The organism is Streptomyces sp. NPDC045022 (assembly GCF_056432605.1).
On sequence record NZ_JBWKIR010000002.1, the window covers coordinates 309,207 to 323,853 of the forward strand.

Consider the following 14,647-nt stretch of genomic DNA (forward strand, 5'->3'; position numbering starts at 1 on the left):
TATGCCCCGGCACAGGCAGGTTCACGCAGCCGGGCCGGTTCCGCCACCGGGAGCAGTGGCGGAACCGGCCCGGACGGCCGCTTTCCCTAGTCGCGTGCGGGCTCCACGGAATCCACCGTGTCCGCCGTACGGTCGAACCGGCCGTCGAGCTTGGAGACCAGCCCGGTGACCTGGCGGGCGATGTCGGGCGCGGTCAGCCCGATCTCGGCGAGCACCTCCGCGCGGGAGGCGTGGTCGAGGAAGCGCGGCGGGATGCCGAAGTCGCGCAGCGGCACGTCCACGCCCGCGTCCCTGAGGGCCTGGGCGATGGCGGAGCCGACACCGCCGGCGCGGCTGTTGTCCTCGACGGTGACGACGACCCGGTGGCGCTCGGCCAGCGGGGCCATGGCCTCGTCGACGGGCTTGACCCAGCGCGGGTCGACCACGGTGGTGGAGATGCCCTGCTTGTCGAGCAGGCCGGCGATCTCCAGGCACATCGGGGCGAGGGCGCCCACGGAGACCAGCAGCACGTCCGGCTTGCCGGTGCCGGGCTCGCGCAGCACGTCCATGCCGCCGACCCGGCCGACGGCCGGTACGGCGGGGCCGACGGCGCCCTTGGAGAAGCGCACCACGGTCGGCGCGTCCGCGACGGCGACGGCCTCGCGCAGCTGGGCCCGTACCTGGTCGGCGTCGCGCGGGGCGGCGAGCCGCAGCCCGGGCACCACTTGCAGGATCGACATGTCCCACATGCCGTTGTGGGAGGCGCCGTCGGTACCGGTGACGCCGGCCCGGTCCAGCACGAAGGTCACCCCGCACTTGTGCAGGGCCACGTCCATCAGGACCTGGTCGAAGGCGCGGTTGAGGAAGGTGGCGTAGACGGCGAAGACGGGGTGCACACCGGCGTGCGCGAGGCCCGCCGCGGAGACGGCGCCGTGCTGTTCGGCGATCCCGACGTCGTACACGCGTTCCGGGAAGCGCTTGGCGAACCTGTCCAGGCCGACCGGCTGCAGCATGGCCGCCGTGATGGCGACGATGTCCTCGCGCTCCTCGCCGAGCCGGACCATCTCCTCGCCGAACACGGAGGTCCAGTCGGCGCCGGAGGAGGCGATCGGCAGGCCCGTGTCGGGGTGGATCTTGCCGACGGCGTGGAACCGGTCGGCCTCGTCCTGCAGGGCGGGCTGGTAGCCGCGGCCCTTCTCGGTCAGGCAGTGCACGATGACCGGTCCGCCGAACCGCTTGGCGCGGGCCAGCGCCGACTCCAGCGCCTCGATGTTGTGCCCGTCGATCGGGCCGACGTACTTCAGGCCCAGGTCCTCGAACATGCCCTGCGGGGCGATGAAGTCCTTCAGCCCCTTCTTGGCACCGTGCAGGGTCTCGTACAGCGGCTTGCCGACGACCGGGGTGCGGTCGAGGATGTCCTTGGTCCGGGCGAGGAACCGCTCGTACCCGTCAGTCGTGCGCAGGGTCGCCAGGTGGTTCGCCAGGCCGCCGATGGTCGGGGCGTACGACCGCTCGTTGTCGTTGACGACGATGACCAGCGGGCGGTCCTTGGCCTCGGCGATGTTGTTCAGCGCCTCCCAGGCCATACCGCCGGTCAGCGCGCCGTCACCGATGACGGCGGCGACGTGGCTGTCCCGCTCGAGCAGCTGGTTGCCCTTGGCGATGCCGTCGGCCCAGCCGAGGACCGTGGAGGCGTGACTGTTCTCGATGACGTCGTGCTCGGACTCGGCCTGCGAGGGGTAGCCCGACAGACCGCCCTTCATCTTCAGCCGCGAGAAGTCCTGCCGGCCGGTGAGCAGCTTGTGCACGTAGGACTGGTGGCCGGTGTCCCACAGGATCTTGTCCTTCGGGGACTCGAAGACCCGGTGCAGGGCGATGGTCAGCTCCACCACACCGAGGTTGGGGCCCAGATGCCCGCCGGTCTTGGAGACCTCCTGGACGAGGAAGGTCCGGATCTCCTCTGCCAGCTGGCCCAGCTCCTCCAGGCTGAGCCGGTCCAGATCGCGCGGTCCCCTGATGCGGGTCAGCAGCGGCACCCGTGCCTCCTTGCAGTAGAGCTGAGCTGATCGAGCTGTTGCCGGGCCAGCCGAGTCTAATGTTCCGGCTTTGCCCGACACGACAGCGCCCGGCACCTTTGAGGCACCGGGCGAGACGAGTGTCCCGAAGGGGCACGGGGAACCGCGTGACCGGCCACGACGGCCGGAACCAGCGGTCACACCCGCACCCCCGCGGCGACCAGGCGCTAGGCGCGCCCCGCCGTCTTCTGCGTCTTGCGTGTGATGGAGTCGATGACCACCGTGGTCAACAGCACAGCCGCGGTGATCATGTACTTCACCGGCTCCGCGATGGACTCCAGCTGAAGACCGTACTGGATGGACACGATCACCAGCACGCCGAGCAGCGCGTTCCACGTACGGCCGCGCCCACCGAACAGCGACGTGCCACCGATGACGGCCGCGGCGATCGCGTTCATCAGCAGGTCGCCCGTGCCGGCGCTCTGGTTGGCCGAGGCGATCTTCGAGGCCAGGAACAGACCGCCGATCGCCGCGAACCCACCGGAGATGGCGAACACGGAGATCCGTACCGCCGTGACGTTGATACCCGCGCGCCGCGAGGCCTCGACGCTGCCGCCGAGCGCGAAGATCTTGCGGCCGTAGGGGGTGCGCCGCAGCACGAAGTCCGTGCCCACCAGGCACGCGACGAAGATCACCGTGGCCAGCGGCAGGCCCTTGTACTGGTTGTACATGTACGCCGCGGCGAAGGAGATCACGGCCAGCAGGACCGTGCGCAGGATGGTGTCGCTGAGCGGCCGGGACGGGACGCCCGCGGCCTCCCGGCGCCGGTTGCCGAGGAAGGAACTGACGAAGAACAGCGCGACCACGACGACGGCCAGGCCGTAGGCGGCGGCCACGTCCGTGAAGGTGTACGTGGTCAGCTGGCCGATCAGACCGTCGCTGTCGAGGTTGATCGTGCCGTCCTCGCCCAGCACCTTCAGCATGAAGCCCAGCCAGAACAGCAGACCGGCCAGGGTGACGGCGAAGGCGGGGGCGCCGAGCACCGCGAAGAAGAAGCCGTGCAGCGCACCGATGGCGGCACCGGCGGCGATGGCCACGAGCACGGCCACCCACTCGGGCCAGCCCTGGTTGACCGTGAGGACGGCCGCGAGGGCACTGGCCGCGCCGCTGACCGAACCGACCGACAGGTCGATCTCGCCGAGCAGCAGCACGAAGACGATGCCGACGGAGATCATGCCCGTGCCGACCATCGTGACCGTGATGTTGCTGATGTTCTGCGCCGAGAGGAACTCGGAGTTCAGGACCTGGAAGATGATGCAGATGATCGCGAGGCCCAGGATGACCGGCAGGGAACCCAGCTCACCGGCCTTCATCTTGCGCTTGAACTCGCTCCAGTAGCCCAGCAGGCCCTGTTCGCGCACGAGGAGACGTGGGTCGACCGCGGTGACGGCCGCGGCCGCCGCCTCGGGGTTCTCGACGACGTGCTCGTCCTGCGGGGTCGCGGAGGTCTTGTCGATGCTCACTTGGAAACCTCCCCGTTCGTGCGCGCCGCACGGCGGGTCACGGCGTTGTCGGTGGCGCCCGTGATGGCGGAGATGATCTCCTCCTGAGAGGTCGTCTTGACCTCGAAGACGCCGTTGTTGCGGCCGAGGCGCAGAACGGCGACCTTGTCGGCCACCGCCTTCACGTCCGCCATGTTGTGGCTGATGAGGATGACGGCGTGACCGCGCTCGCGCAGACGCTCCACCAGGTCGAGGACCTGGGCGGTCTGCTCGACGCCGAGGGCGGCGGTGGGCTCGTCGAGGATGACCAGCTTCGGGTCGCCGAGCATGGAGCGGGCGATGGCCACGGTCTGGCGCTGACCGCCGGAGAGCGAGGCGATCGGGATGCGGACGCTCGGGATGCGGATCGACAGCGTGGTGAGCAGCTCGCGGGCGCGGCGCTCCATCTCGACCTCGTCCAGGACGCCCCACTTCCTCAGCTCACGGCCGAGGAACAGGTTGCCGACGACGTCGATGTTGTCGCACAGCGCGAGGTCCTGGTAGACCGTCGCGATGCCCAGGGCCTGGGCGTCGTGCGGCCGGCTGATCGACACGGGCTCGCCATTCCATTCGATGGCGCCCTCGTCGATGGGGTGCACGCCGGCGATCGTCTTGACCAGCGTGGACTTTCCGGCGCCGTTGTCGCCCACCAGGGCGACCACTTCACCGGCGTGGACCTCAAGCTCTACGTCGGTGAGCGCCTGAACGGCACCGAACCGCTTGGAGACCCCGCGCAACGCCAGCACGGGCGTAGCGGACACGTGAACCATCTCCTTCGCCGCCTGACCCGGCGGGAGGTTGTGCAGAAAGATTGGGGGGAGTTCCGTCCGGCGCCCCGCGTCGAGCTTGCGGGGCTGTCTGTGCGCGGGGCGCCGGAGGAGCGGTGGGCAGTCGGTCGTTTCCCTGTGGGCAGTCAAGGACGAATGGCCGCTCGTGGGAAGGACCTGCGACTGCTTACTTGTTGAGGCCGATCTTCTCGCAGGCCGCCTTGTACTTGCCGGTGCAGATCTCGTCCGCGGTGTAGACGCCGTCCTTGATGACGGTGTCCTTGATGTTGTCCTTGGTCAGCGAGGTGACCGGGACGAGCACCGAGGGGACGTCCTGCTGGGAGGCGCTGGAGACCTTGTCCTTGGCGACGGAGTCCAGCGACTTGCCCTGGGCGAGCGCGACGGCCATCTCGGCGGCGGCCTCGGCCTCGGGGGCGTACGGCTTGTAGACGCTCATGTACTGCTCACCGGAGACGATGCGCTGCACACCGGCCAGCTCGGCGTCCTGGCCGGTGACCGGGACCTTGACGCCCGCGGCGTTGAGGGCGGTGATGATACCGCCGGCCATGCCGTCGTTGGCGGAGTACACGCCCGCGATCTTGCCCTTGCCGACCGAGGAGATCGCCGCCTCCATCTCGGAGTTGGCGTTGTCCGGCGACCACTCCTTGGTGTCGTACTCCTTGGCGACGGTGACCTTGCCGTCGAGGACGGAGTGGGCGCCCTTCTTGAACTGGGCGGCGTTCGGGTCGGTGACCGAGCCGTTGACCATGACGATCTTGGAGGACTTGGTGGCCTTGCCGCCCAGCGCCTTCAGCAGGGCCTCGCCCTGGGTCTTGCCGACCTGCTCGTTGTCGAACGAGGTGTAGGCGCTGATCGGGCCCTCGGCGAGACGGTCGTAGGCGACGACCTTGATGCCGGCTTCCTTGGCCTTCTGGACGGAGTTCTGGATGGCCTTGGCGTCCACCGCGTCCAGGATCAGGACGTCCACCCCGTTGGTGATCATGGTGTCGACCTGCTGCGCCTGCAGGTTCGCGTCCTGACGGGCGTTGTTGTACTGAACCTCCGCCTTGCCGTTCGTCAGCTCCTTGATCTTCTTCTCGATCAGCGGCTTGTCGAACTTCTCGTAGCGGGCGGTCTTGTTCTCCGGAAGCAGGAGACCGACCTTGATGTCGTCGCCCTTGTTGGCGGACGCCGAGGAAGAGCTGTCGTTGCCCTTCGACTCCTTGGCGCTGCCACACGCGGCCAGCGAAACGGCCATGGCACCCGCGGCTACGGCAACTGCGGCACGACGCATACGTGCGTTCACTTCAGAAACCTCCCTGACGAGGCCGCGTCGTTGCGGCCGAGGTGGCTGGAAGTCAACTCGGCCACACGTGCGACGTCAAGAAGTAAATCCTTAACGAGATGGCAACGGTGCCATCCGTTCTCTAAGTGAAGGCAGGGGTCGCCATAGGCAGCGTGCCATCCAAAAGGGTCGAATCGCCCATCTCGCTGAGGGCGAGGGCGAGCGCTCCGAGCACCTCCGCACGGCCACCGAGGGCCCCCGGGAGAACGGACAGTTGGCGCGCCGCACTGGGAATGGCGTAGCGGCCGACGGACTCCCTGATCGGCCCGAGCACCAGCTCACCGGCCTCCGCGAGATCACCGCCGAGGACCACCCGGCTCGGGTTCAGCAGATTGCAGAGATTGGCCACTCCACTGCCGATGTGGCGGCCGACGTCGGCGATCACCCGACGGCAGCCCGGGTCTCCGTCCCTGGCCAGCCGTACGACGCCTTCCATCGTCAGATCGGGGCCGTGACTGGGCTGGAGCAGCGGGAGCACATAGCGTGCGGCCGCGAACGTCTCCAGGCAGCCGCGGTTTCCGCAACGGCAGACCGGGCCGGATTCATCGAGTGTAATATGCCCGATTTCTCCCGCAGTGCCGCCAGGGCCGCGGTAGATCTTCCCGTCGATCACCAGACCGGCGCCGACACCGCTCGCGACCTTGATGTAAGCAAGATCACGAACGCCCTTGCCGCTGCCCCAGACCAGCTCGCCGAGGGCGCCGAGGTTGGCGTCGTTGTCCACGTGCACGGGCACGCCGAGCCGCTCGCGCAGCTCTTCGGCGGGCTTGGTGCCGCCCCAGCCCGGCAGGATCGCGGTGGACCCCAGGGTCCCCGACTCCACGTCGATCGGGCCCGGCACGCCGAGCCCCACGCCGGCCACCTTCGACCGGTCCACCCCCGTTGCTGCGATCAGGCGACTGACCAGCTCCTCGGCCCGGTCGAAGCCCTGTGCGGAGGAGGCGTCGACGTCCAGCGGCTCGGACTCCTCGGCCAGCACCTGATGGGCGAGGTTCCCGACCGCGACCCGCAGATGGGTGTGCCCGAAGTCGACACCGATCACGATGCCGGCGTCGCCGCTCAGGCTGACGCTGCGGGCCCGCCGGCCGCCCGCCGACGTGGGCGTGACCTCGACGGTTCCGCCGTCCTTCAGCTCCCGCACGATGTTGGAGACGGTCGCGGCCGACAGACCGGTCGTCCGCGCGATCTCCGCCTGCGTGAGGGACCCGGCCAGGCGCACGGCCCGGACGACCCGCTCCAGGTTGGCTCGGTGCAGTGATGACTGCGACCCTGGAGTCTCCACGACGACCTCCTGAGCGCGGGGCCGCTTCGGCGGGGCCCCGTGTATGTCCAACTAGTGAACTCTAAGCTGAGCCGTTCGGGGTGACATACGTCAAGAGGTTGAACCGTTTCCGGGTACCCGGACACGGCAGGGCACACCGTCGCGGGTACGCGTGACGGTGTGCGTTCGCACGGTCGCGGGGCGTCCCCCCGCAGGGCTGAGGCCCCTACTTCAGCGCCCCCGCGGTCAGTCCCTGCACCACCTGGCGCTGGAAGACGATGTACGCCGCCAGCACCGGCAGCATCGCCATGACCAGGCCCGCGAACAGCCCGGACCAGTCGCCCTTGTACCCCTGGCTGACCGCCAGCTGGACCAGGCCCTGGGTGAGGACGCGCTTGTCGGGGTCGGTGTTCAGGACCGTCGGCAGCATGTACTGGTTCCACTGGCCCAGGAAGTTGAAGATGCCCACGCTGATCAGGCCCGGCTTCGCCATGGGCAGCATGATCTGGAAGAACGTACGGGTGTGCGAAGCGCCGTCCACGAAGGCCGCCTCCGCCACCGAGGTGGGCAGGGTGCGGAAGAACGCCGTGAGGAAGAAGACGGTGAACGGCAGCGAGTACGCGATGTAGACCAGGATCAGGCCGTGGATCGTGTTCAGCAGGCCCATGTTGTTCACGACATAGAACAGCGGGACCAGCGCGAGCATGATCGGGAAGCTCATGCCACCGACGAACAGGAAGTAGATGAAGCGGTTGCCCGGGAAGTCGAAACGGGCCAGCACGTACGCCGCCATGGAGCCGAGCACCAGGGTGCCGATGAGTGAGCCGCCGACCACCAGGACGGTGTTCAGGAAGTAGTCGCTCATGTTGGCGTCGGTCCACGCCCGTGCCCAGTTGTCGAAGTGCAGCTTGTCGGGCAGGGACCAGGGCGAGCCGAAGATGGAGCCGTCGTCCTTGAAGGACGTCATCACCGCCCACACCAGCGGCATGACCACCATGATCGCCCAGATGACCAGGATGCCGTGGGAGAAGACGTTGAGGGCACCGCCCTCCTTCCTGCGCCGGGAGGGCCGCGCGGCCGGCGGTACGTCCACCTTGGAGACGGTCGCGCCGGACTCGGCCGGCAGCGGTGCGGGGGTCTCGGTCGTCTTCATCGGTTCAGAACTCCAGCCGCTCGCGACGGCCCAGCCGCATCACGATCGCCGCGAAAGCGAGGGTGACGACGAGCAGGGCGACGCCGATGGTGGTGGCGTAGGCGGCCTGACCGTCCCGGAACGCCTTCTGGTACACGTACAGGACCATCACGGTGGTCGAGTAGTCGGGCCCGCCCGGTCCGGTCGTCATGATCTGTACGACCGCGAACGACTCGGCGCCGAGCGCGAGGATGCCCATGTAGACCCAGCCGGACTGCACGGTGTCCCACAGCAGCGGCAGGGTGACGCGGAAGAAGGTGGTGGCGCGGCCGGCGCCGTCCAGCAGGGCCGCCTCGTACATCTCGGCCGGGATCGACGCCATGCCCGCCGAGAACAGCACCACGAAGAAGCCGACCGTGGACCAGACCAGCACCGCCATCACGCACCACAGCGCGAGGCTCGGATCACCCAGCCACAGCGGCTGGACGCTGCCGAGACCGATGCCGCGCAGGAGCGAGTTGATGGCGCCGCTGTCCGGGTTGTACGCGAAGGCGAACAACAGCGAGACGATCGCGATCGAGAGCACCTGCGGGAAGAAGTACACGATTTTGTAGAAGGACGAGCCCCGGACCCCCGAGATCACGGGGCCGCCCTTTCTCCGCCGTCCGCCCACATTGATCATGAAGGCGAAGAACAGCGCCAGACCGATCGTCACCACCGGCAGCACCAGAGCGAACAGCAGACTGTGCTGCAACGACTTCCAGAAGATGTCGTCGTGGAACATCCTCTTGTAGTTGTCGACGCCGACCATCCTGAATTCGGGGCTGAGGCCGGTCCAGTCCGTGAACGAGTAGTAGATGGACTGGATGAACGGCCAGACCACGAAGAGCGCGTACAGTCCCAGGGGCAGTGTCAGAAACCCCACAATGAACCGGTACTTGCCGTGCTGCATCGCCACTCCGGTGCTGTCAGGGTGCTGGTTTACTGGTGCTTGTAGTGCTTGATCGAGGTGTCCTTGGCCGCCTCGTCCGCAAAGCCCTGGATCTTCTTGATGGCCTCGGCCGGGGTCAGCCGGCCGGCCATCATCTCGCCGAGACCGGCCACCCCGATCTTCTCCTTCTGCAGCTGCACATACCAGTCCTGGATCCGCGGATTCACCACGTTGGACCCTGCCTTGTCCAGCGCCGCCACGCCCGACTTCAGACCCGGGGTGAGGGTGATGCCGCTGGTGCCGCCGTTGTACGCGGTCAGCGACTTCACCTTCGCGGTGAAGTTCTTCGAGGACGCCTCGGAGAGCATGATGCGCAGCTGCTCCATGCCGCCCTCGGAGTTCTTCGCCTTCTGCGGCACGACGAAGGGCTCTCCGCCGGAGGCCCAGATGGTGCCGAACGGCAGCTTGTCGGAGCTGTCGAGGCCGGTCGGCGCGGAAACGGCGAGGTTGAAGTCGGACGGGATGACGTTGGCCGACTCGTTCTCCACCCAGGAGCCGTTCGGGATGAACAGCGCCTTGCCCTTGGCCCAGGCGGTCTGCGACTGGATGTGGTCCAGGCCCGGGGTGCCCCTGAGGATGTAGCCCTTCTTGTACAGCTCGTAGTAGGCCTCGAAACACGCCTTGACCGCCGGGTGCTTCCAGGCGTTCGGCTCCAGATTGTCGATGGCGTCGAGGACCTCGCGGCCGCCGACCTTGCCGATCATCGGGTACAGCGAGAAGGGGACGTAGTACGGGTACTTGCCCGCGTACGTCCAGCCCGCCATGCCCTTCTTCTTGGCCTTCTCGCAGACCGCGAGCATCTCGTCCCACGTCTCGGGGTATGTGGCGTCCAGCGAGTCCAGGGCCTTCTGCGAGTACCAGACGCCGTAGACCGTGTAGGCGTAGTACAGGATCCAGACCGGCTTGCCGTCGAACTGGCCCATCTCCACGATGCCGGGGCGCAGGGTGTCGCGGACCTTCTTCTTCGGGTCGTCGTACGACGGCGCGTCCAGCAGCGCGGTGAGGTCGGCCAGCTGGTTCTTGCCGACGAGCACACCCATGTCCATCTGCTCGGCGCCGGAGTTGTCGATGAGGTCCGGCGGGTTGCCCTGGTTGAAGCGGGGCTGCAGGGTCGACTGGATCTTCTGGGTGGCGGCGAACTTCACCTTGGCCTTGGGGAAGTCCTTCTCGTAGATCTTCACCGCGTCCTCGGCGTACTCCTTGCCGAAGCCGCCGTCGAAGAGGACGAATTCCATCCCGGCGGTGTCGTTGACGCCGAGCGGGTTCTTGGCGGTCTTCTTGCCGGCCTTGGCCTTCTCCTGTCCGTCGCCGCCGCTGCTCGCGCAGGCGGACAGCAGGCCCATGCCGGGGGCCGCGACCAGGCCGAGTGCGGCGGACCGCTTGATCAGATCGCGACGGCCGACGCCTTCGCCACCGTGGTGCGCAGTGGATCCCATGCTCAAGTCCTCGCCTTCTCCAGGACTCAGGCGGTGAACCGGATCCTCCCGGCACCGCGGTCGGGTAGTGCAGGGTCGTGCAGGAAACGCCGACAGGTATAGTCCACTTCCCGCCAGCGGAGCAAGATCGAATGCAAGGTTCGCCCTGGGTCTTTTCCGAGTTGAGACCTCGCGGAAATATGAGCGGCCGGCACGCGCTTCGCCGGAAAAATTCGCGACACAAGCCTCTGAATGCCACACCCAACACCCTTGACACCACCGACCACTTGACGCCCTACTGGTTCCTGCGCACCGCATTTGACAACGTTGTCCACCCGGTCGCAGGAGGGGAATCCGTAGATGCAGCGGAGAACCGGACACAGATGGGATCCGGCGGTCGTCCTCACGGCCGCCTTTGTCATGGCCGTCGGCGCACAGGGCGCGGCGGTCGCCCTGCCCGCCGAGGCACCGTCCGCCGGCCTGGAGTTCGCATCCTCGTTCGAGGCGGGCGATCCGCGGCCGGACTGGCTGAACACCGTCGACACCGCGGCGGACGGCGGCAAGCGCGCCTCGGGCGTCGACGGCGGCTACAGTACCGGCATACCGGGCAATGTGACCGACCACGTCACCGAGGTACGGGCGAGCGGCGAGAACCCGGTCGCCGGCGAGGTGAAGGAGAACCTCGCCGACGGCGAGCCCGGCACCAAATGGCTGACCTTCCAGCCCACCGGCTGGGTGGAGTTCGACCTCGACAAGCCGGTCAAGCTGGTGACGTACGCGCTCACCTCGGCCAACGACTACGACACGCGCGACCCGCGGGACTGGGCGCTGCTGGGCTCCAGCGACGGCAAGGACTGGAAGACCGTCGACACCCGCTCGGCCGAGAACTTCTCCGAGCGGTTCCAGACGAAGTCGTACGATCTGGCCCAGCCGGCCGAGTACCAGCACTTCCGGCTGGAGGTGACGCGGAACAACGGCGCCTCCGACATCCTGCAGATCGCCGACGTGCAGTTCTCCACCGGTGGCGGGGGCGGCCCGGTACCGCAGGACATGCTGACGCTCATCGACAAGGGCCCGAGCGGTTCCCCCACCGCCAAGGCGCGGGCCGGCTTCACCGGCGGGCGGGCGCTGCGCTACGCCGGCCGGCACACGGCGGGTGGCCGGGCGTACTCGTACAACAAGGTCTTCGACGTGAACGTGAAGGTCGCCCGCGACACCCAGCTGTCGTACCGGGTCTTCCCGTCGATGGCCGACGGCGACCGCGACTACGACGCCACGAACGTCTCCGTCGACCTGGCCTTCACCGACGGCAGCTACCTCAGCGGCCTGGGGGCACTGGACGAACACGGCTTCCCGCTGTCGCCACGCGGTCAGGGCGCGTCGAAGTCGTTGTACGTCAACCAGTGGAACAACGTGGTCTCACGGATCGGCTCGGTGGCGGCCGGCCGGACGGTCGACCGGATCCTGGTGGCGTACGACTCCCCCGACGGCCCGGCGAAGTTCCGCGGCTGGATAGACGACGTGGCGCTGCGGCCGGTGGCGCCCGAGCGGCCGAAGGCGCATCTGTCGGACTACGCGCTGACCACCCGGGGCACCAACTCCAGCGGCAGCTTCTCGCGTGGCAACAACTTCCCGGCGACGGCGCTCCCGCACGGCTTCAACTTCTGGACGCCGGTGACCAACGCGTCCTCGCTGAGCTGGCTGTACGAATACGCACGTGCGAACAACGACGACAACCTGCCCACGATCCAGGCGTTCAGCGCGAGCCACGAGCCGAGCCCGTGGATGGGTGACCGGCAGACCTTCCAGCTGATGCCGTCAGCCGCGTCCGGTACCCCGGACACCGGCCGCGAGGCGCGGGAACTGGCCTTCCGGCACGAGAACGAGACCGCGCGGCCGTACTACTACGGCGTCCGGTTCGAGAACGGCGTCAAGGCGGAGATGACACCGACCGACCACGCGGCGGTACTGCGCTTCACCTATCCGGGTGCGGACGCGAGTGTCCTGTTCGACAACGTGACCGAGCAGGCGGGCCTGACGCTCGACAAGGAGCACGGGATCGTCTCCGGCTACTCCGACGTGAAGTCGGGTCTGTCCACGGGCGCCACCCGGCTGTTCGTGTACGGCGAGTTCGACAAGCCGGTGACGGACGGCGGATCGAGCGGGGTGAAGGGCTTCCTGCGCTTCGACGCGGGCGCCGACCACACCGTCACCCTGCGGCTCGCGACCTCGCTCATCGGCCTCGACCAGGCGAAGGACAACCTGCGCCAGGAGGTCCCGGACGGCACCTCGTTCGACACCGTCGAGGCGCATGCCCAAAGCGTCTGGGACAAGCTGCTCGGCAAGGTCGAGGTGCAGGGCGCGACCCCGGACCAGCTGACCACGTTGTACTCCGGTCTGTACCGGCTCTACCTGTACCCGAACTCCGGCTTCGAGAAGGTCGGGGACGAGGACCGGTACGCCTCCCCCTTCTCGGCCATGCCCGGCCCGGACACCCCGACACACACCGGCGCGAAGATCGTGGACGGCAAGGTGTACGTCAACAACGGCTTCTGGGACACCTACCGGACCACCTGGCCGGCCTACTCGTTCCTGACGCCGTCCCAGGCGGGCGAGATGGTCGACGGCTTCGTGCAGCAGTACAAGGACGGCGGCTGGACCTCCCGCTGGTCCTCCCCCGGCTACGCGGACCTGATGACCGGCACCTCCTCGGACGTGGCGTTCGCCGACGCGTACGTCAAGGGCGTGAGGTTCGACGCCAGGGCGGCGTACGACGCGGCCGTGAAGAACGCGACCGTCGTCCCGCCGGTGTCGGGCGTGGGCCGCAAGGGCATGACCGCCTCGCCCTTCCTCGGCTACACCGGCACCGAGACCCACGAGGGTCTGTCGTGGGCGATGGAGGGCTACGTCAACGACTACGGCATCGCCCGGATGGGCCAGGCGCTGTACCGGAAGACGGGCGAGAAGCGCTACCAGGAGGAGTCGCGGTACTTCCTCAACCGGGCGCGGGACTATGTGAAGCTGTTCGACTCCAGGGCCGGGTTCTTCCAGGGCCGGGACGCCAAGGGCGACTGGCGGGTGGACTCCGCGCAGTACGACCCGCGCGTGTGGGGGTACGACTACACGGAGACCAACGGCTGGGGCTACGCCTTCACCGCCCCGCAGGACAGCCGGGGCCTGGCCAACCTCTACGGCGGCCGGCAGGCCCTCGCGGACAAGCTCGACGAGTACTTCGCCACGCCGGAGACGGCCTCTCCGGACCACGTCGGTTCCTACGGCGGTGTCATCCACGAGATGACCGAGGCGCGGGACGTCCGGATGGGCATGTACGGCCACTCCAACCAGGTCGCGCACCACGTGATCTACATGTACGACGCGGCCGGCGAGCCCTGGAAGGCACAGGCGTCCGTGCGCGAGGCGCTCGCCCGCCTCTACACCGGCAGTGAGATCGGGCAGGGCTACCACGGCGACGAGGACAACGGGGAGCAGTCGGGCTGGTACCTCTTCTCCGCGCTCGGCTTCTACCCGCTGGTCATGGGCAGCGGTGAGTACTCCATCGGCTCCCCGCTGTTCAAGCAGGTCACCGTGCACCTGGAGAACGGGCGCGATCTGGTGGTCAAGGCGCCGAGGAACAGTGCGAAGAACGTCTACGTCCAGGGCGTGACGTTCAACGGGCGCCCGTGGAAGTCCACGTCGCTCCCCCACTCACTGCTTTCCAAGGGCGGCGTGCTGGAGTTCTACATGGGGGACAAGCCGTCGACGTGGGGCACGGGCAAGGACGCGGCCCCGGTGTCCATCACCCAGGACGACAAGGTGCCGACGCCGCGCGCGGACGTCCTGAAGGGTGACGGCGCCCTGTTCGACAACACGTCGCAGACCAGCGCGACGGTCACCTCGGTGGACCTGCCGGCCGACGGTGCCGTGCGGCCGGTGCAGTACACGCTGACCTCGGCGGCGGACCACACGAAGGCGCCGGCCGGCTGGACGCTGCAGGGCTCCACGGACGGCACGACCTGGCGAACCCTGGACCACCGCTCCGGCGAAGCGTTCACCTGGGACCGCCAGACGCGGGCCTTCACCATCGCCGCCCCCGGGACGTGCACGAAGTTCCGCCTGGTCCTGGACGGCGAGTCGACACTGGCGGAGGTGGAGCTGCTGGCCTGACAGCGGCAGGGAAAGGGGGCGGGCCCGTTCGGGTCCG

Annotated in this window: 9 protein-coding genes; 1 reads left to right on the plus strand and 8 read right to left on the minus strand. The window is 68.1% G+C overall.

What is annotated here, in order from left to right:
* Positions 1-86: 86 nt before the first annotated feature.
* From dxs to ngcE, 8 genes are all read right to left on the minus strand, one after another.
* Positions 87-2,015, minus strand: a complete 1,929-nt coding sequence (dxs, locus tag AC07C1_RS04730; RefSeq protein WP_478936908.1) for a 1-deoxy-D-xylulose-5-phosphate synthase — start codon at positions 2,013-2,015, stop codon at positions 87-89.
* Positions 2,016-2,221: 206 nt separating this feature from the next.
* The gene (locus AC07C1_RS04735) at positions 2,222-3,517 is read right to left on the minus strand and encodes a sugar ABC transporter permease (RefSeq protein WP_478936909.1); all 1,296 of its coding nucleotides are present in this window, start codon (positions 3,515-3,517) and stop codon (positions 2,222-2,224) included.
* Positions 3,514-4,305, minus strand: coding sequence for an ATP-binding cassette domain-containing protein (locus tag AC07C1_RS04740; protein ID WP_356938819.1), 792 nt, complete (start codon positions 4,303-4,305; stop codon positions 3,514-3,516). Before AC07C1_RS04740 ends, AC07C1_RS04735 begins: the two co-directional genes overlap by 4 nt.
* A 184-nt stretch (positions 4,306-4,489) precedes the next feature.
* On the minus strand, positions 4,490-5,596 hold the full coding sequence (locus AC07C1_RS04745; protein ID WP_478937231.1) for a substrate-binding domain-containing protein: 1,107 nt from the start codon (positions 5,594-5,596) through the stop codon (positions 4,490-4,492).
* A 133-nt stretch (positions 5,597-5,729) separates the two neighbouring features.
* Positions 5,730-6,929 (minus strand): ROK family transcriptional regulator, encoded by a 1,200-nt coding sequence (locus AC07C1_RS04750; RefSeq protein WP_478936910.1) that lies wholly within the window; start codon positions 6,927-6,929, stop codon positions 5,730-5,732.
* A gap of 205 nt (positions 6,930-7,134) precedes the next feature.
* Positions 7,135-8,061, minus strand: a complete 927-nt coding sequence (locus AC07C1_RS04755) for a carbohydrate ABC transporter permease (RefSeq protein ID WP_478936911.1) — start codon at positions 8,059-8,061, stop codon at positions 7,135-7,137.
* A 4-nt stretch (positions 8,062-8,065) separates the two neighbouring features.
* Positions 8,066-8,992, minus strand: a complete 927-nt coding sequence (locus tag AC07C1_RS04760) for a carbohydrate ABC transporter permease (protein ID WP_478936912.1) — start codon at positions 8,990-8,992, stop codon at positions 8,066-8,068.
* A 29-nt stretch (positions 8,993-9,021) separates the two neighbouring features.
* A complete protein-coding gene (gene ngcE, locus AC07C1_RS04765) occupies positions 9,022-10,467 on the minus strand; it encodes an N-acetylglucosamine/diacetylchitobiose ABC transporter substrate-binding protein (RefSeq protein ID WP_478936913.1) in 1,446 nt (481 codons plus the stop codon).
* A gap of 339 nt (positions 10,468-10,806) precedes the next feature.
* On the opposite strand from ngcE, the gene AC07C1_RS04770 reads away from it, so the two are divergent.
* Positions 10,807-14,610 (plus strand): GH92 family glycosyl hydrolase, encoded by a 3,804-nt coding sequence (locus AC07C1_RS04770; RefSeq protein ID WP_478936914.1) that lies wholly within the window; start codon positions 10,807-10,809, stop codon positions 14,608-14,610.
* Positions 14,611-14,647: the final 37 nt, after the last annotated feature.